Origin of the sequence: Acinetobacter sp. YH12218 (genome assembly GCF_013417925.1) — a bacterium.
Classification (GTDB): domain Bacteria; phylum Pseudomonadota; class Gammaproteobacteria; order Pseudomonadales; family Moraxellaceae; genus Acinetobacter; species Acinetobacter amyesii.
The window spans coordinates 12247-30180 of record NZ_VPDB01000013.1; the positions used below are offsets into that span (position 1 = coordinate 12247).

16 protein-coding genes and 1 pseudogene are annotated in these 17934 nt (G+C 39.2%); 5 read left to right on the forward strand and 12 right to left on the reverse strand.

All coding sequences use genetic code 11. The features are described from left to right. Positions 1–6: 6 nt before the first annotated feature. From FTV03_RS05670 to FTV03_RS05685, 4 genes are read right to left on the reverse strand one after another with little or no spacing between them, the layout of a single operon-like run. Positions 7–573: a Maf-like protein gene (locus tag FTV03_RS05670; RefSeq protein WP_180040412.1), complete on the reverse strand. Its 567-nt coding sequence runs from the start codon at positions 571–573 to the stop codon at positions 7–9. Continuing rightward, positions 561–1052, reverse strand: coding sequence for a rod shape-determining protein MreD (gene mreD / locus FTV03_RS05675; protein WP_180040414.1), 492 nt, complete (start codon positions 1050–1052; stop codon positions 561–563). The genes FTV03_RS05670 and mreD overlap by 13 nt, the downstream gene beginning before the upstream one ends. Beyond that, complete coding sequence (gene mreC, locus FTV03_RS05680; protein WP_078189984.1) at positions 1039–1896, reverse strand: rod shape-determining protein MreC; 858 nt, start codon at positions 1894–1896, stop codon at positions 1039–1041. Before mreC ends, mreD begins: the two co-directional genes overlap by 14 nt. A gap of 16 nt (positions 1897–1912) precedes the next feature. After that, a complete protein-coding gene (locus FTV03_RS05685; protein ID WP_180004320.1) occupies positions 1913–2959 on the reverse strand; it encodes a rod shape-determining protein in 1047 nt (348 codons plus the stop codon). 133 nt (positions 2960–3092) lie between these two features. Here FTV03_RS05685 and gatC point away from each other — a divergent pair, with 133 nt between their 5' ends. From gatC to gatB, 3 genes are read left to right on the forward strand one after another with little or no spacing between them, the layout of a single operon-like run. Continuing rightward, a complete protein-coding gene (gatC, locus tag FTV03_RS05690) occupies positions 3093–3407 on the forward strand; it encodes an Asp-tRNA(Asn)/Glu-tRNA(Gln) amidotransferase subunit GatC (protein ID WP_078189985.1) in 315 nt (104 codons plus the stop codon). Positions 3408–3458: 51 nt separating this feature from the next. Further along, positions 3459–4937: an Asp-tRNA(Asn)/Glu-tRNA(Gln) amidotransferase subunit GatA gene (gene gatA, locus FTV03_RS05695; RefSeq protein WP_180040416.1), complete on the forward strand. Its 1479-nt coding sequence runs from the start codon at positions 3459–3461 to the stop codon at positions 4935–4937. After that, positions 4937–6412 (forward strand): Asp-tRNA(Asn)/Glu-tRNA(Gln) amidotransferase subunit GatB, encoded by a 1476-nt coding sequence (gatB, locus tag FTV03_RS05700; protein ID WP_180040418.1) that lies wholly within the window; start codon positions 4937–4939, stop codon positions 6410–6412. The genes gatA and gatB overlap by 1 nt, the downstream gene beginning before the upstream one ends. A 102-nt stretch (positions 6413–6514) precedes the next feature. Here the strand turns inward: gatB and FTV03_RS05705 are convergent, their stop codons facing one another. Both FTV03_RS05705 and FTV03_RS05710 read right to left on the reverse strand, forming a co-directional pair. Continuing rightward, positions 6515–7069, reverse strand: coding sequence for a hypothetical protein (locus FTV03_RS05705; RefSeq protein WP_180040420.1), 555 nt, complete (start codon positions 7067–7069; stop codon positions 6515–6517). A 448-nt stretch (positions 7070–7517) separates the two neighbouring features. Then, a complete protein-coding gene (locus tag FTV03_RS05710; RefSeq protein WP_180040422.1) occupies positions 7518–7910 on the reverse strand; it encodes a lysozyme inhibitor LprI family protein in 393 nt (130 codons plus the stop codon). A 237-nt stretch (positions 7911–8147) separates the two neighbouring features. Between FTV03_RS05710 and FTV03_RS05715 the strand changes: the two genes are divergently transcribed. Continuing rightward, positions 8148–9050, forward strand: a complete 903-nt coding sequence (locus FTV03_RS05715; protein WP_180040424.1) for an NADP-dependent oxidoreductase — start codon at positions 8148–8150, stop codon at positions 9048–9050. Positions 9051–9142: 92 nt separating this feature from the next. Here FTV03_RS05715 and FTV03_RS05720 read toward each other — a convergent pair whose 3' ends face one another. From FTV03_RS05720 to sbmA, 4 genes are all read right to left on the reverse strand, one after another. After that, positions 9143–9589 (reverse strand): hypothetical protein, encoded by a 447-nt coding sequence (locus FTV03_RS05720; protein WP_180040460.1) that lies wholly within the window; start codon positions 9587–9589, stop codon positions 9143–9145. Positions 9590–9736: 147 nt separating this feature from the next. After that, positions 9737–10582: a hypothetical protein gene (locus FTV03_RS05725; protein WP_180040426.1), complete on the reverse strand. Its 846-nt coding sequence runs from the start codon at positions 10580–10582 to the stop codon at positions 9737–9739. A gap of 96 nt (positions 10583–10678) precedes the next feature. Beyond that, positions 10679–11656, reverse strand: a complete 978-nt coding sequence (locus FTV03_RS05730; protein ID WP_180040428.1) for a hypothetical protein — start codon at positions 11654–11656, stop codon at positions 10679–10681. Positions 11657–12122: 466 nt separating this feature from the next. Further along, a complete protein-coding gene (gene sbmA, locus FTV03_RS05735) occupies positions 12123–13319 on the reverse strand; it encodes a peptide antibiotic transporter SbmA (protein ID WP_180040430.1) in 1197 nt (398 codons plus the stop codon). A 459-nt stretch (positions 13320–13778) separates the two neighbouring features. On the opposite strand from sbmA, the gene FTV03_RS05740 reads away from it, so the two are divergent. Next, a complete protein-coding gene (locus FTV03_RS05740) occupies positions 13779–13973 on the forward strand; it encodes a hypothetical protein (RefSeq protein ID WP_180004283.1) in 195 nt (64 codons plus the stop codon). 151 nt (positions 13974–14124) lie between these two features. On the opposite strand, the gene FTV03_RS05745 is transcribed toward FTV03_RS05740, so the two are convergent. Together FTV03_RS05745 and FTV03_RS18155 are read right to left on the reverse strand one after the other, a co-directional pair. Beyond that, positions 14125–17088, reverse strand: coding sequence for a type I restriction endonuclease subunit R (locus FTV03_RS05745; RefSeq protein WP_180040432.1), 2964 nt, complete (start codon positions 17086–17088; stop codon positions 14125–14127). A gap of 213 nt (positions 17089–17301) precedes the next feature. Continuing rightward, positions 17302–17922 (reverse strand): annotated as a pseudogene (locus tag FTV03_RS18155) (restriction endonuclease subunit S); the annotation flags it as partial. Between the last annotated feature and the right edge of the window lie 12 nt (positions 17923–17934).

Sequence of the window (17934 nt, forward strand, 5' to 3'; positions counted from 1 at the left end):
CAGCAGTTAATTTAATGCCTTAACTGTCTGTAATAACTGTACGGTTTCATGCAAAGGCAGCCCAACAACATTGCTGTAGCTCCCTTCAATACAAGGAATATAGCGCGCAGCAATTCCTTGAATAGCATAGGCTCCCGCCTTGCCGATTGGTTCACCTGTTGCCCAATAGCTTTCCATGTCAGCTAGACTTAGCGTTTGAAATTCAACCTGTGTACGCACTACTATACTGTATATTTGATCTTTTGTACTGACACAAACACCTGAAAACACATCATGTTTTCGTCCAGAGATCATTTCCCACATAGAAAAAGCATGTGCTTTCGACGCTGGTTTTCCTAAAATGTGCTCATCAACGCCTAAACTGGTATCGGCGGCAATAACGATAGCATCAGGGAATTGTTGTTGTACTGCGCAAGCTTTGGCACGTGCTAAACGCTCTACATAATCCGCTACAGGTTCTCCTTCCAACACGGACTCATCAATATCTGGACTGAAAATGTCAAATTCCAGACCCAATTGTTGCAAAAGTTCGCGTCGTCGAGGAGAACTCGAAGCTAAAATTATATGCGCCATTTTCTCAGGAAGTAATAAATGATTGGCCAAATGAGTAAGCTAGTAACAATTGGCTGCCAATGGCGAGCAAATGAAAACTGTGCCCCACCCATCACTTGAACAATCCACACAAACAGTAAATGCGCGAAAATTGCCATTGCAGCAATAATCCATAAATTACCAAATGTGAGGATACGACGTTCACGGGTTAAAAAGCGTGTCACAAATGCAATGACCACAAAACTCAGTGCGTTCATGCCAAAAGGCGCATCAGTTAATAAGTCGGTAAATAGACCTGTGGCAAATGCAAACCAAACACCGCACCATGTCGGCTGACAGAGTACCCAAAATAGCATGATCATCATCATGAATAATGGGCGCCAACCCGATAGGTCATAAGAAAGCGGATACACCATCAGCACGGATGCCAAAATGATGGAAAAGATAATCGGAAATAATGGGTCGCGCTCTGTATGACGACTAAGCTTAGCGAGTGACATGCGGTTGCTCCATCGCTAAAGAATCGGAAAATAGCACAACCACATGATGACCACCTGCCAATTGGGCAGCAGGATTGATATCAATTTGGGCAAATTCACCGCTATTGTGACGACTGACTTTCGAGACTGTCCCTACCAAATAACCCGCTGGGAAATGTGCCCCTAACCCTGAGCTATAGACTTTTTCACCGACTTTGATATTGGCACTGGTTGGCACGTATTCCATCTTAAGTCGACCTAAGTCACCTGTACCCGTAACGATTGCGCGCATACCGGTATGCTCCATCCGCACGGATAAAGAGTGCTCTTTGTCTGAGAGCAACATGACACGGCTACTATGCGGGTAAACATTGATAATTTGCCCCATAATGCCCTTGTCATCGAGTACAGTTTGTCCCACTTTAAGCTGACTGCTGGCTCCACGGTTAATCACAATAATATGACGTAAGGGATCAGCATCGGTACCAATGACTTCGGCAATCTCCATACGACCATCAATAATGAGTGGTGTATCGAGCAGTCCACGCAGTCGAGTATTTTCAGCAGAAAGTTCAGAAAGTTTCTGTAAACGGACTTGAGCCTGAATTAACTCTGCTTGCATCGCGGTATTTTCACGACGTAATTGAGCTTCAGACTTGGTTTGTTGATTCAGCCATTCTCGCGATAACACTGGATAGCTTGCAAGGGCATAAATTGGATTATATGCCGCATACAAGACGTCTCTGGCCGGTTGAATTACATGCGGCATGCGCCAATCAAAGAAAAGCACCACCAAGCATGTAATCACCGCAATGATAAATGAGCGAAAAGATGGCGGTTGTCTTGAAAACAGTTGCGTTTGCACCCGCCGAGTCCTTTTCTTAGCCTACAAATAACATGTCATGATTTGGGTTATCGAAGAATTCGAGAACCTTACCACCACCACGTGTAACACATGATAGTGGATCTTCTGCAACCACGACAGGAAGACCTGTTTCTTTTGCAAGAAGCTTATCAAGATTGCGAAGTAATGCACCGCCACCAGTCAACACAATACCGCGTTCTGCGATGTCTGAAGACAACTCAGGTGGCGTTTGCTCTAGTGCAGATTTAACCGCAGCCACAATGTTTTGCAGTGGATCAGAAATCGCTTGAGTCACTTCATCAGAAGTTACGGTAATCGCACGAGGTACACCTTCAGCCAAGTTACGACCACGGACTTCGATTTCCAAAGGTTTTGCACCTTCTTCTGGAAGCGCCATACCAACTTCTTTTTTGATGTTTTCTGCAGTGGTTTCACCAATCACACAACCATGTGCTTTACGCACGTAGTTAATGATTTGTTCATCAAATACATCACCACCGATACGTAGTGAGTCTGCATAGACACAACCTTGAAGTGAAATGATTGCGATTTCAGTTGTACCACCACCAACATCGACAACCATCGAACCACAAGCTTGCTCAACAGGCATACCTGCACCAATTGCAGCAGCCATCGGCTCTTCAATTAAGCGAACTTCACGTGCACCTGCATTGTATACAGCTTCACGGATTGCACGGCGTTCCACCAACGTCGATTTACATGGCACACACACCACGACACGTGGTGCAGGTTGGAATAAACGCTTTTCATACCCTTTGGTAATAAAACGATTCAACATGGTTTCAGTGACTTCAAAGTCTGCAATCACCCCATCTTTCATCGGACGGATGGCAGAAATATTGGCTGGTGTACGGCCCAACATTTGTTTTGCATCAAGACCGACCGCAGCAACGATTTTTTCTGAGCCACTATGACGGATCGCCACAACCGTCGGCTCATTTAAAATGATGCCTCGTCCTGGCGCATAAATAAGTGTATTTGCAGTGCCTAAATCAATGGCAAGATCCGGCGAAAACAAGCCAATTAGTCGTTTTAGAATCACGGGGACGTTCTCAGTTAAACTTTTATATGGACGCAAGGTGGCAACTTTAACTAAATGTGATGATTTGAACAAGTCAATCGCTTATTATAAGCCACGATATTTTGAATTTTTTTAATACTGATTAGGTAATGTTATGTCTACATCGGATGCACAGCATTCTGCAGATCTAAATGCACAAACAGTTTCAGCGATTGCCCATCTGGCTCGATTGTCGCTAGATGAAGCGCAATCTGCTGACTATGCTCAAAGTTTAAATAAAATTTTAGGCATGATGGAAACCCTGAAAGGCATCGATACTGACGGTGTTGAACCACTAAAAAGTCCATTCGACAATCCACAGCCCTTACGTGAAGACGTGGTATCTGAGACCAATCATCGCGAAGCATATCAAGCAGTTGCTCCTGCCGTACAGGATGGCTTGTACCTTGTTCCGCGTGTGATTGAATAGTTTTTATTCAGATCAACATTTTTTCAAATTAAACGTAAAGAAATATTTCTCATGACAGATTTACATCGCTTATCAATTCGTGAATTGTCTGAAGGTTTGGCTGGCGCTAAATTTTCTTCACGCGAATTGACTGAACACTATTTAAAACGCATTGAAAAAATCGATGCTCAAGTCAAGTCATACGTGACCGTGACAGCTGAACAAGCACTTGCGCAAGCAGATGCGGCTGATGCTGCAATTAAATCAGGCAATGCAAGTGCGTTGACTGGTGTACCAATTGCACATAAAGATATTTTCTGTACCCAAGGCATTAAAACCACTGCTGGTTCTAAAATGCTGGACAATTTTATCTCTCCTTACGACGCGACCGTTGTAGCGAAAGGTAAAGCTGCGGGCCTTGTCACTTTAGGTAAAGTGAACATGGATGAATTCGCCATGGGTTCAACCTCTGAAAATTCATTTTATGGCGCTACGGCTAACCCTTGGAACTTAAACCATGTTCCGGGTGGTTCTTCAGGCGGTTCTGCTGCGGCTGTAGCAGCTGATCTTGCTCCATTTGCAACAGGTACAGATACAGGCGGTTCAATCCGTCAGCCTGCGTCTTTCTGTGGTTTGACTGGTCTTAAACCGACTTACGGTCGTGTTTCTCGTTTCGGTATGATCGCGTATGCATCATCTTTAGACCAAGGCGGCCCAATGGCACGTTCGGCTGAAGACTGTGCTTACCTCATGAACGTGATGGCAGGTCATGATGCGAAAGATTCAACTTCTGTTGAAAAAGACGTAGATAACTACGTAGCAAACTTAAACGGCACTTCTGTAAAAGGTTTACGCATTGGTATTCCTAAGCAGTACTTTAATGTTGCTGGTTTAGATGCAAACGTCAAAGCACGCGTTGAAGAATCACTGAAAAAGTTAGAAGAAATGGGCGCAACATTGGTTGAGATTGATCTCACCATGACGGATGCTTATGTTCCAACTTACTACCTGATTGCTCCTGCTGAAGCATCTTCAAACTTACAGCGTTTTGATGGTGTACGTTATGGTTATCGCTGTGAAAATCCTGTGGACTTAATGGACTTGTACAAACGTTCACGTTCTGAAGGTTTTGGTAAAGAAGTTCAGCAACGTATCTTGATTGGTACATACGCGCTTTCTGCGGGTTACTACGATGCTTATTATGTGAAAGCACAAAAAGTACGTCGTTTAATTCAACAAGACTTCTTAAAAGCATTTGAATCTGTAGACGTGATTGCTGCCCCTGCTGCACCGACAACTGCATATAAGATTGGTGCAAACCTGTCTCCTGTAGAAATGTACTTAGGTGACATCTACACCATCGCAGTGAACTTGGCAGGTCTGCCTGCGATTAACGCGCCTGTTGGTTTTGACAAAGACAATTTGCCTGTTGGCTTACAGCTGATTGGTAATTACTGGTCAGAGTCTCAATTGTTGTCTGTGGTGCATCAGTACCAACAAGCAACCGATTGGCATACACAACGCGCTGCAATTGCTGAGGAGAATGCATAATGGCTAAAAACGCTGCGAAACCAAAATCTAACCTGATTGATGGTTGGGAAGTGGTGATTGGTATCGAGATTCACACTCAGCTTGCAACCAATACCAAAATTTTCTCAGGTTCATCGACTACGTTTGGTCAAGACCCAAATACGCAAGCGAGCCTAGTTGACCTTGCAATGCCGGGCGTATTGCCTGTACTCAACAAAGAAGTGGTTGATCTTGCAATTCGCTTTGGTTTGGGTATCGATGCTTACATCGACCAAGCTTCTGTATTTGCACGTAAAAACTATTTCTACCCTGACTCTCCAAAAGGCTACCAAATCAGCCAAATGGACAACCCGATTGTGGGCTTGGGTCATATCGACATTCAACTTGAAGATGGTACGGTTAAGCGCATTGGCGTAACACGTGCGCACCTTGAAGAAGATGCTGGTAAATCGATCCATGACCAATTTGAAGGTCAATCTGGTATCGATTTAAACCGTGCAGGCACACCTTTACTTGAGATTGTCTCTGAACCCGATATGCGTTCGGTTGAAGAGGCGGTTGCCTACATTAAAGCGATTCACACGCTTGTTCGTTGGTTAGGCATTTCTGACGGTAACATGGCTGAAGGTTCATTCCGTGCGGACTGTAACGTGTCTTTACGCCGTCCGGGTCAACCGTTTGGTACACGTTGCGAGCTTAAAAACCTCAACTCATTCCGTTTCATTGAACAAGCGATTAACGTTGAAATTGAACGTCAAATGGAAATCTTGGAATGGGATGGCACCATCGACCAAGAAACACGTTTATTCGACCCTGTGAAAATGGAAACGCGTTCAATGCGTTCGAAAGAAGAAGCGAACGATTACCGCTACTTCCCTGACCCTGACTTGTTGCCTGTTGTGATTGCAGATGCACAAATTGAAGCAGCTCGTGCTGCCCTTCCTGAGCTGCCTGCTGCACGTCGTGAGCGTTTTGTAGCTGACTTTGGTGTGACTGAGTACGATGCTCATGTGCTTACACTTACTCGTGAAATGTCTGAGTTTTATGAAGACGTGGTAAAAGCTGCTGGCGGTGCTGCGCAAGGTAAAGTGGCTGCTAACTGGGTCATGGGCGAATTCTCAGGGGCTTTAAACAAAGCGAGCCTAGAACTTGCTGACTCTCCTGTAACAGCAGAAAAACTTGGTGGCATGATTGCACGTATTGTGGACAACACGATTAACGGTAAGATTGCGAAGCAAGTATTCGGCTTTATGTGGGAAGAAGGCAAAACTGCGGACGAAATTATTGCTGAAAAAGGCTTGAAACAGGAAACTGATACAGGTGCGATTGAAGCAATTATTAAAGACGTGCTTGCTGCTAACGAGAAGATGGTTGAAGAGTTTAAATCTGGAAAAGAGAAAGCCTTTAACGGTCTTGTTGGTCAAGTGATGAAAGCAGCAAAAGGTAAAGCAAACCCTGCGCAAGTAAATGAATTGATGAAGAAATTGATTGGTTAAGGCTGATCTTTCTTTAGAAGAAAAACCCGCGAAAGCGGGTTTTTATTTAATATGCAACCATACATATAATTTCAATAATTCAGTTTCTATCACTTATTTAGCTTAGCATTCATCAGCTCTTATTTGGTATTCAAATAGGAATTCTCCTGCCACATCATAATACATAAATTTCTCAATCATGTTATTAACTTTATAATGGACATGTTTTTTTACTTGATTACAGAATATTGATTTCAAATTGTGTTTGTTATTATTAAAATACTCTACACTTTGATCTGAAAGATTATTTTTTTCGATTGAAAGAGAATAACTATAAGCAGACATACCTTTTAATTTTAAAGCTTGAGTCATTAGCACACCATCACCCATGTCTATCGGAGTGTGCCTATTAAGTTCTTTTGTTGTAGATCTATATAATTCATAGACAATGGGCTTATTTGTATACCTAAAATTTTTATCTAGAACCCCCTCTTTTTGCAAATTTAAATCATATTCGCTGGGTGATAATGATGGGATAGAGTTTAAATTTTTATCTAAAAAAAATTCATAAGCTTTTACACTTCCTCCAACTAACCCCATAATTCCAATTAATATAAGTCCATATTTTTCAAAGTTACTTTCTTTACTCATAATTCCTCTTTTATCAAATAATTGCATTAATTATTCTTAAACTAAATTTTCTTATGATTTTAAAATACAGCTAAACCACATCTAAGATATCGATTTTTCCATGCTAATAATTTTTTTAAATATAACCAAGCTTCATATTCCAATCAAAGTATTACAATTGCATGATTTAAACCTACAATCAATCCAATACTTCACACCAAAAACAACATGACCATCAAAAAAGTATCGTCTATCGCTAAACTCGAAGACTTAGGACGTGTTCAACTTTCAAAGTCTTTCTTTATGCGTGACTTCTGATACCCTCATCCCCCGCCTTCTCCCAATGGGAGAAGGAGCTTTCATTACGAATCATATAACAACATGAATTTAATATTGAAAGTCCCCTCTCCTTCAAGGAGAGGGCTAGGGAGAGGTTTTAGAAAATTATTAATGTGAGCGAGTTTTAAATTCCTATCCCGCAAAGGAGAGCTAATCATTAATACTTTAAAAAATTCTCCAACTCATTCGCCCTTTCTGCTGTCATATCCATGAAACAGCCAGCACTGGTTACACGTACAATTGAACCGCCATTCGGATCATAATAAAAGTTACAGTTCGCATCCCGATACTTCATCCATAAACGCTGTGTATTTTGCAGTTCTTTTTTACGTGTTGCGCTTAAGGTGTTCATCAAATTTTTATAAGCTTCATTTAAACGTATATCCTGACGTTTTGTTTCCGCTGCTGTGCACTCCACCATGCTTGCAGTCACACCGCCAGCTTTGTCCATACACGCTGTAAAATGCTTACTCAACGATCGGTCTTCTGCCTGTGCCATTTGTATAAAACCCAAAACAACCATCAGCGCGCATATAAATTGCTTAATCATAACTATCCCTTTATAAATTTATAGATACAAATGTCTTTACTAGGAATACCATTTTTATTTTTCCATTCATTTCCACACTAAAATAAAATAACAAAAACAGTGCACATATCCATACTAATTTTAAGCACTGTTCTATTTATAGAAAAATCTAATGCAAATTTCGCTCTGTAATCCATAAACACCACCTGCCTATAATTCAACCATGATTTAAAAAACCAGATATGAATAGGCACAAAAATGAAATCAACCATCTTAGCAGCACACCAATACGGCCAACCTGAAGTGCTCGAATTTGCACAATACGAACTGCCTCCACTAGCTGCAGGCATGGCACGCATTCACGTTAAAGCCTCTGGTATTAACCCCATTGACGCACGTCGCATGACAGGTGAATTTAAACATGCGGCCCTACCGCAAACCTTTGGTACAGAATATGCAGGCATCATTGCAGAAGTAGACAGCTCTCAAAATGAATGGACTGTTGGCGATGAAGTGCTCGGTTCAGGCGGTGCTTTTACCCATGCAACCGTGATTGATGTACCACTAGCAAATTTGATCCGTAAACCCCAAAATATTGATTGGTCTATTGCGGGAACAATTGCAGGCGCAGCACAAACGGCCATGACCATTTTAGATGAAACGGGCCCTGCTCAATCTTTACTGGTACATGGCGGCTCAGGCGGAGTCGGTTCAATTGTGGTACAGCTCGCAGTAGAAAAAGGCATTGAGGTTGTCGCAACAGCATCAGCAGCCAATCAAGACTATATTCGCAAACTAGTCGCTACACCTGTCACTTATGGAGAAGGTTTAGTTGAACGTCTAAAAGCAGTACATCCAACACCTTTTGATGTCTCTATTGATATGATCGGCTCGGAAGAAGCAACTCAATCCTCTCTTGCTGTGGTCAAAGTTGGCGGATTTATGGGAAGTATTGCAGCTAGAAAATTATCTTCAAATAAAATTCAGCCAGTATGGGTTAAACGTAACACTAAAAACTTACAACATGTCGTCGATGGAATTGCTGAAGGTCGTTTCACATGGACAGTCAGCCGTGAATATGAATTTAAGAATGCACAGCAAGCCTATGGCGATATTATAGAAGGTCATACCAAAGGTAAAAGTGTGCTGGTTTTTGAATAATTATTAGCTAATCCATAATGTAAATGAGCGCTAAACAGCGCTCATTTACATCATTATTTAACTTAAAAATATGTATTTCAAATTTAAAAACCTTATCGGGTAATACCCAATTTATTCCAAATTTCTGGGGTTAAAAATTTGGTCACCAATTTATTCAAATCGACATAACGGAGTACGCCTTGTAGTTGTTGTTTAATTTCAGGCGTCTTTAAAATTTCATCCCCAGTGATACTACCAAGCTCTTGAAAACTATCACCTACAGCCTGTAGACCATCAGCTTTAATCACGGCCTGCGTTTGTGTAGAACATTGCTCAACCAAGATTCGCTGCATCACTTGAGCCAGATTTTTATCGAGTTGCGTTTTTTGCGCATCACTGACATTACTGTATTGTTTTAAATCTGGATGCGCTGCCAATGCTGAAAAAGTCCATTGTAAAACTGCTGTTTTATCCGCCGCAGTGGTCGATTTCACTAAACATTGACTGAGCTGATCGACCGTCGGACTCGCCAAACTCACCTGAGTCGTCCCGAGCATCATGAGCGTCAATAAAGCCAAACCTGCTGGTCGGGAAAAACGTAGATGTATTTTTTTAGATAAACCGTAAGCCATAGACCAAACTCCCAAAACTTAAGTCACCTTTGTATCATGAAGTGCTGTATTTGCTGTTTGGTCTGTGTAACTCAACTATTCATTTTTGCTAGTCGGTGCATAGATGAGAGGATGAATCGTTGGCCTTCTATTCCAATACCAATAAAAATGTCCATGGGTATCGAGCAAACTATGGGTGGTCAATGTCGATTTATTGCTATCCCCTCGCCAACATGCAAGTGCTGCATTACGGTTATTATGTAGGTCAATAAACTCAGGATTCAAATATTTTGGTTTCGCAGGAATGTATAAAGCATCTCCCGGATTGACCCATAAATCTGCCAAGTAGATCTTGCCTAGATTTGGAAAATAGCGTCCTACTGAGATGACGAGTGGCAATTGATCCCGATCGGTCGCGCTAAATATATGCGGAAAATCATGGTGTTCTAAATCAGTAATGACAAATGGCGTTAAAGTTTTACAGCCATTTAAATTTGATGTTGCATTTTCATAAGGCAAATAATGCCCTGCCATCATGCCGTATTCATAATGAATTTCTGACAGTAGTTTTTGATTTGAATGAATCTGAATCGCTTCACCTGCATGGATTAGGGTGATGCCAAAAGCTGCCGCGGTTTCTCTGGTTGCCACCAATGGCATAAACTCGAAGTGTTGCTCTTCAAAATCAAGCTCCGTTTGCTCGCCCCAATCGGTAATTATCGTCGAAATTTCGGAAGGAACCGTGTAGGGATTTCCCATCGTCATTTGCGCATTGGTTGGTGACTCGGTAATTAAATGAATCCCTGCCCCAAGTGATGCTAAATATGTTGGATGCCCTCGATCATTCAAAAAGAAGGGTGTTTGCTCGATATTGACTGTAATCTCTGTTAATTCTCGGTCAAATAATGGTGCATTAAAATAAGTTTCATTTACTGAACTCATGGTTTTTCCTTATTATTTTGTAAAAACTTTGTCTGAGTACATGAATGGATCAGGATAAAAGCTTATTTCCCCAAATGGCTTTTATCCTGTTGAAGTTTATTTCATACGATTCAACATATTTTTTGCCCCTGCGTGGTTATAGTTGGTCGCTAAGTTTTGTAGGATGCCTTTTGCTCTTGCATTGGCGTTTGGATAACTTTTGCTATATGCAGGCACTGAGGTTAAGCATTTTGCAACGAGCATACCTGATTCAGCATAGGCTCTATTGGCATTTGCACCATTTAATTTGCCATAGCTATAAGCGCGCTGTGCATTATTACAAGCGGTGACTTGGTTTTTTCCGGCATTCAGATCGCGTCGTGCATTCACATATAAGCGCATTTGTATCTGCTGAGATGTTTCAGCAACTGGTTTCACTATAGGTTTGTTTTCAGGCTCTTTGGCTTTGGTTTCTTTTTTAGTCTCTACTTCTTTTTTTGCTTCATCTTTCGCATTGCTTTTTGTTGTCGTTGCTTTTGCTTTTGCTTTGCTTGGTGTGGCTTTTTTAGCTACAGTTTCTTCTTGTTTATTATAGTTTTTGCGACGTTCTTCGGGTCCAATAATTGCTGTATACAAACTCACTAAGCGGGTTTCAGAACGGTCATTTGATTTACGCTCTGAAACGGGTTCAATTGCAACCATCCAGCGTTGTCCATCTGCCTGACTACACTGAAATACGCCTGTGCCCTGTTTTATACTGCTATAGGTCGCTAATAATTTACGACTCCATGCATTTTTGACTTGGTTCAAATTGCTTTTATTCAGTTGAATAAATTTGCCATTTTTGGCTTGGCAGTAACTGCTCATATTTTGCTTGGGTATAACTGATTCTGCTTCCATATTTTTCTTTTGTGGCCCCCAATCATAGACGTATTCTTTCGCCTTCCCATTTGAGCTATTTAGCCCTTTTTGATTAATCACTTCTTGTGGTGATGCATAATGATTAAATGAATTTGGGTTTAAACTCTGCATGGTTGTACAACCATGTAATGCAAATCCAATACTCCCCACCCATAAAATTGCCTTTAAATTCACAGCAAAAATCTCAAAAAATTCACCCTTAAAAAATAGCGTAATTTAGTGCCTTTCACAATTTTATAATCTTGATTTTATTTATTATTTTTATAAATTTAATCACTAAAATCGTACACGTTTGAGATGTGTGCATATGTTGTTAATTTTAATTTGATGAATTTCACATTTTATTTAAGTGTATTTGTTTATCCTTGGTGAACGGTCATCATCGTTCCCTTTTAGGTTATTTCGCAAGCATTTATGTATCGCTATGTGCTTATCAAATCTGCCATCAGAACAAGCCTCTATTATTAATCATGATATAAAACTAGGCTTATCTAGGATTCGAGCGACAATATGGAATCGAGTAAAAAAAACAGCTCATCTAAAAATGTTAATCTATTGATTTTATTTGAATATATTAACTTAAAATTAATGTCATAAAAAAACCTGCATTTTATTGCAGGTTTTTTTTAAATTTATAAACTCAATTGTTAATTTTTTCTTCAAATGCTCTTAAACGCTTATAAATAGACATTAATTCGATAATGGTTGTCCATGAGGAAATCAGGTATTGGAAGGAATCACGTACACGCCCAAAGACATTTAAAATTTGCATTAATATACCGAGCGTAATTGTTCCCGCAGCAATACTTGGAAACAAAATAAAATATCCATAAATATTATCCAGTTGCATGTACCAAATACGAACCAGATTGAAATAAGCGTAGTGGAAATACAGTCTAAAATAATTAAAACGAACTTTAGTAAATAATTCTTTTAATGTGAAAGGGTCTGCTCGATCTGCATGATCTTCACCATAAACTAACTCTTTACGATATGCCGCTTCGACTTTTTGATTATTAAACTCCAAACCCGGTAGTTTATAACCCACCAGCATTAAAATAACCGTCCCTAAAACCGCCCAAAGGACTGCCGCCCAAACCAATGCATAGGCGATTTCCCCCACGACAGGTAATTTCTTTACATGTGTTGATAAAGTTAGCAGCACAGGTAGAAATGCAATTAAGGTCATCACCGATTCAACTAAGCTAACCCCAAGTCCTTCTGTGGTTCTCGCAAAACGCATCGTGTCTTCTTGAATACGCTGTGAGGCACCTTCGATGGTTCTCAGTTTTTCCCAATGCGCAGTATAAAAGTCATTCATTGCGGTACGCCAACGAAAAACATAATGACTGACGAAAAACAGGTTCAATACCGCCAGTGTGACATACACCATGGCCACATAGAGAAAAGTCAGTATCTCAGAATATAGCATCGTCACTTCGCCCCCACCACCTGAAAGCATTTTCTGGATCAGGTCATAGAATGGGTTATACCAAGCATTGATCACGACATTACATTCCACACTAAACCAAACATTAAATAGAATAAGTGCGGTTCCCCACACTGACCATCGCTGCCAAGGATTATCTGATTTGATCTTCCAAAAGGCTGCAAAAAGCGCCGTTGCTACAAAAAACCAAACATAGAACCATAAAAATTTGGGACTCCAAAATCGGCTAATACCAATAGGCAGCTCTGCTTGATGATAATTTGCAGGTAAACCAAAAATCGTACCCCAACTATTGCCACCGCTATACCACAAGACAATATTGATCACGAACCATATAAGGAATGATCCAAAAAACCATTTTGGATTTGGAAAAAAAGATTTAAACATTAGTCCTACATTTCCCTGAATCTTTGTTTTTAGTTTGAGTTGCTGATGATAAGTTTTATTTCATTAATTTTCTTGTTCAGATTGAATATTTAACGCTGTTTAATCTGAAATTTAACAATCAAATACAAGACGACACATCATTCTGTTAGCTTAAGCATGAAAACTGAAGTTCACCTTAAATTCATTATTAATCATGCCCTTTTGATGATCTGGTCATTGTTTGTGGAACAAAAGACGCATCTTAGGACATATAATTACAGTTAAAAAGATTGTCATATTTTAAAATTATTTTTGATATCAATAGATTAAAAAACCATAATTTATTTAACCATTATTTAAACTTAAGTTATGGAATTCTCTAAAATATTTTCTGCGATGTAGCTCACGTCATTTACAAAACATGTTTCTTCACCAATAATATGCTAAGTTCAATTAACAACCTATGCTTGGGGAAGTAAAATGGAAAGTGCAATTGTTGAATTACTCAAACCAATTACATTAAATAAAGAAAATTGCAGTCCTTTGGTTTTTGAAACTGGTACCGTTCTAAAAGTGATTATGCAAACGCCAGAAGGCCTTTTGGTAAGTAATGATGACAAATTTAACTTTGTGATTTCATTGAAAGATAAGAATGAAGTTTGGCGCGAAATTTAATTTTCGCCTCACTTTGTGATTTGTTTTTAAATCATATTTATTCTAAGAAATTTAATCATACAATTATTGAATAAACAGGATAAGGTTCTTAAATTCCATAAAAAAAGAATCCTCCTTTTAAGCAAATATTTTTCATAACTTAGCTTAACGTTTAAATCCGTAAATCATATTTTTCTAAAATCGCATTGGTTTTCTGATGCAATCCCTCAAAATAGACTTTACTCACCAGTGCTGAAGGCTTATTTTTGGGCAATGGACGAATTTCATGTGCGTGCGGAAAACGTTCAGTAAAATCAAATCGTTGAACCACTTTTTTAAATTCATCAATCACAAGATTTTCATCTTTACAAAAGACATCATAGGCTTGCTGTTTTTCTGCATCCCAAAACTGCTTAAATGCATCTTGAACACTTTGGCCATTCAGCATTCGTGGTATTTGTTCATCAATAAATTTCTGAATCAAATCCATTTTTTTATACATTTTTCGGTCATTACTGAGTAAAGATTGGAGTTGTTGCTGCTGTTTCGCTCTTTGAATCGAGGACGGTGGCGCAGCAGCAATCATATTTAATAATGTATAAATATAATCCTGATTTACATAATCACTAATAATAAAATCTAAAGCAAAATTCACGTCACGTAGCACTGAATCTTTTTCAACTGCTGTACCTTTATTTATTCTGTCATATAAATCTTTATATTTAGATTTATAGTCTTCAAGTTCTTGCGGCACTATAACTGCGTTATCAACATCAAAGTCTGTATACATTTTCAGTTGTGAATGTAGACGAATCACATCACGAAAAGCTTGAATAAACTGCAACTGCTGACTTTCGAGTTTTAGATCATCTACTGACTGACACTCAGGTGTTATTTTTCTTAATTCACTAACACACTTATTAAATTCTGCTAATTGTTGATCCAATGGTGGCACAATCACTGGTTCAAAATTTTGGTCGTCTGCAAAAGTAGAAAGAGCTTTATCTGTTGCCTGCTTTAAATTTCTAAAACACACGACATTACCAAAAGCTTTAGTTGGTTTGTAAATACGGTTTGTACGCGAAAAAGCCTGAATTAATCCGTGATATTTTAAGTTCTTGTCGACATAAATCGTATTGAGTGGCAATGAGTCAAAACCTGTCAGGAACATATTCACCACCAACAGCAAGTCAATTGGTGGCCCTTTCAGCTCCCCAACTTCTTTAGGTGGTTTAGGTACTTTGAAGTACTTAACGCGATCACCTAGATTTTTATAATATTCATAAAATCCTTCGTCACAGTTATAGCTAGTCAGATGGCGCATATTGAATTCTGCAATGATCCGTTCAAGTTGCGCTTTACGCCCCATATCAACTTGACTCGGCTGTTCTAGTTCTTCTTCAGAAATCGTACCTGTTGTGGAGTCATTGGCGTCGTTTGTCGTGTCCTGCGCTCCAAAAGAAAAAATCGTACCAATCACTAAAGGGGTATAAATTTCTTCCTTCTTGTCCGCTTCTGCAACCAACTCTGCTTGGACTTTGGCAAATATTGCATAATATTGAAGCAGGACATCTACTGAGCTGACACAAAACATTGAACAAAATTCGCGTTTTGCCGTTTTTTTGTCATGATTTTTTAAAATATAACGTACAATTTTTTCTAAGCGCTCAGGGTTGTCATACAGTTCTTTAGTATCGATACCTTGTATTTTTTCATCACCAGCATTCACCTGATGAGCGGTAAATTGCCCCACATAATCAATTTGAAAAGGTAAAACATTTTTATCTGCTATCGCATCGACAATCACATATTTATGCAGCCGTTTAGGAAATAGAAATTCTGTGGTGTATTTCACCCCACCAATGCTTTGACAGTTCACAGGAAAAATAGGCGTGCCTGTAAAACCGAACATTTGCGCCTGTTTAAAGAAGCGTTTGATATTTTGGTGAGTATCACCAAATTGACTGCGGTGGCATTCATCAAAAATAAATACGACTTTTTTATCTGCCAAATCAGCGATCAATTCTCTGAATTTAGGGAGTGTAATTGCGTTATTCAGCTTTTGAATGGTCGTCACGACCAATTTATCTGTAAGTAAATTGCTTTCATTTTTTCGTGAGTTCAGCCGTTTACCGATGAGCTGTTCGACCAATGTTTTGGTGTTGGTCGTTTGGTCTACGCAGTCGGGAACAAAGGCATTGAACTCTTTAGTGGTTTGATTATCGAGGTCTTTGCGGTCCACAACAAAAATTACTTTTTCTATTTCTGGCAACTGACGCATGATTTCACTGGCTTTAAATGCCGTGAGTGTTTTACCCGAACCCGTTGTATGCCAAATATAGGCATGATCGGTTGAGGTTTTTACATGCTGAATCATGTTTTCAACTGCATAGACTTGATAAGGTCGTAGCACCATTAAGCATTCATTGGTTTGATGCTGAACGATGTATTTACTGATCATTTTCGTAATATGTGCGGCGTTTAAAAATGCTTCGGTAAATTTACTCAAATCATTAATTGCTTTGTTGTTTTCATCGGCCCACGGAAATGTAAAATCAAACAGCGGCGTACCGTGTGAATAATATAAGCAATTTACACGGTTACTAATGACAAAGAGCTGGATGTATCCAAACAGACCTTGTCCAGATGTATAGGCATTTTTACTGTAGTTATGCACTTGGTGAAACGCCTGTGCGATTTCTACGCCACTGCGTTTAAGTTCAACTTGTACTAATGGAAAACCGTTGATCAATAGCGTGACATCAAAACGGCTGGTTTCTGTACCGCTCTCACCGTATTGAACCGTCACTTGGTTGGTCACTTGAAAAATATTTTTTTCTGCATCATCACTTAAAAATCGCAGTGTTTGGGTCGTACCATCATCATGTTTAAGCTGGTATGAACCACGCAAAAGTTTGGCTTTGCCGAAAATCGTATGTTCACTGCTCAGGTAATTCCATACCTGTTCCCATTGCTCATGTGTAAGTGGCGCAGTCAGTGCGTTAAATTTCTCTATTTGATTTTTTAAGTTTAGGAGTAAAGCTGTTTCGTTTCTGTACTGAACACGTTCGTACCCTAAAGTTGTTAAATGCGCTATAAATTGGTTTTCGAGTTCGAGTTCTTTTTGGGTCGACATTTATAATACTGCTCAGTTTTTAACTATTGGTATGCATATCTATTGATTCTAATAGATTTATTATATTTTTCAATCTTTTAAATTCATCAAACAAACATCTAAACTGATGATACAGATCACTGTTTTTTCTTTTAGGAATCCTTCAGTACTTTCTTAAATAAAAAAATTCCCGCATTTGAATAAATGCAGGAATTTTATAAAACCATATAACAATCACACAAACATCTGCTGTAACAAGCCTTTTTTCCACTGTTTAGTTTGTGCAATTTGCTGTGCAACGACTTCAATTTTTTGATCAATGGCTGATAGGAAATTAGCGATTTTGGTTTGTTCTTCAAAAGTAGGGATTTGGAATGGCATTTCATTTAATGTAGACAATACTATATATGGAGTATTTCCTTCTTTCTTTTCACTATTTATCCTAATTTTCAAATATTTATCTAAATAATATTTTACATATTGAATATTATGTTCCCAGCCATCTAAAACATATGTCCGTTGATATGCATTAAATTTTCCTTTGTAATAGTGAATATAACCAACGTGAGCACCATTTCCTGAAATAAGTAATGCTTCGGTATCAAATGCAAAGTTATCAATATAAAAATAATTTTTAGCGCAAGTATAGAATCTATATTTACCATTTGCATTCATTGCATTTGCATCAAGTTTCCCCGTGGTAATGTGACAGTTTTGTCCTAATAAAGATTGTTTCCACTCTCCAAACTCGCTTCCATCCTCAGCTTTAAAACGTATCTGCTGACTAAACAGCTTTTGCATCATGCCCTGTTTATATTGGCTCAGTAGTTCATGCTTTTGGGTCAGTAAATTAATTTTTTCATCCAC

Bases quoted from the DNA above. Each gene is read 5' to 3' on its own strand.
- FTV03_RS05670 (WP_180040412.1), bottom strand. From the start codon at position 573: ATGGCGCATATAATTTTAGCTTCGAGTTCTCCTCGACGACGCGAACTT.
- mreD (WP_180040414.1), bottom strand. From the start codon at position 1,052: ATGTCACTCGCTAAGCTTAGTCGTCATACAGAGCGCGACCCATTATTT.
- gatC (WP_078189985.1), top strand. From the start codon at position 3,093: ATGTCTACATCGGATGCACAGCATTCTGCAGATCTAAATGCACAAACA.
- gatA (WP_180040416.1), top strand. From the start codon at position 3,459: ATGACAGATTTACATCGCTTATCAATTCGTGAATTGTCTGAAGGTTTG.
- gatB (WP_180040418.1), top strand. From the start codon at position 4,937: ATGGCTAAAAACGCTGCGAAACCAAAATCTAACCTGATTGATGGTTGG.
- FTV03_RS05705 (WP_180040420.1), bottom strand. From the start codon at position 7,069: ATGCAATTATTTGATAAAAGAGGAATTATGAGTAAAGAAAGTAACTTT.
- FTV03_RS05710 (WP_180040422.1), bottom strand. From the start codon at position 7,910: ATGATTAAGCAATTTATATGCGCGCTGATGGTTGTTTTGGGTTTTATA.
- FTV03_RS05715 (WP_180040424.1), top strand. From the start codon at position 8,148: ATGAAATCAACCATCTTAGCAGCACACCAATACGGCCAACCTGAAGTG.
- FTV03_RS05720 (WP_180040460.1), bottom strand. From the start codon at position 9,589: ATGATGCTCGGGACGACTCAGGTGAGTTTGGCGAGTCCGACGGTCGAT.
- FTV03_RS05725 (WP_180040426.1), bottom strand. From the start codon at position 10,582: ATGAGTTCAGTAAATGAAACTTATTTTAATGCACCATTATTTGACCGA.
- sbmA (WP_180040430.1), bottom strand. From the start codon at position 13,319: ATGTTTAAATCTTTTTTTCCAAATCCAAAATGGTTTTTTGGATCATTC.
- FTV03_RS05740 (WP_180004283.1), top strand. From the start codon at position 13,779: ATGGAAAGTGCAATTGTTGAATTACTCAAACCAATTACATTAAATAAA.
- FTV03_RS05745 (WP_180040432.1), bottom strand. From the start codon at position 17,088: ATGTCGACCCAAAAAGAACTCGAACTCGAAAACCAATTTATAGCGCAT.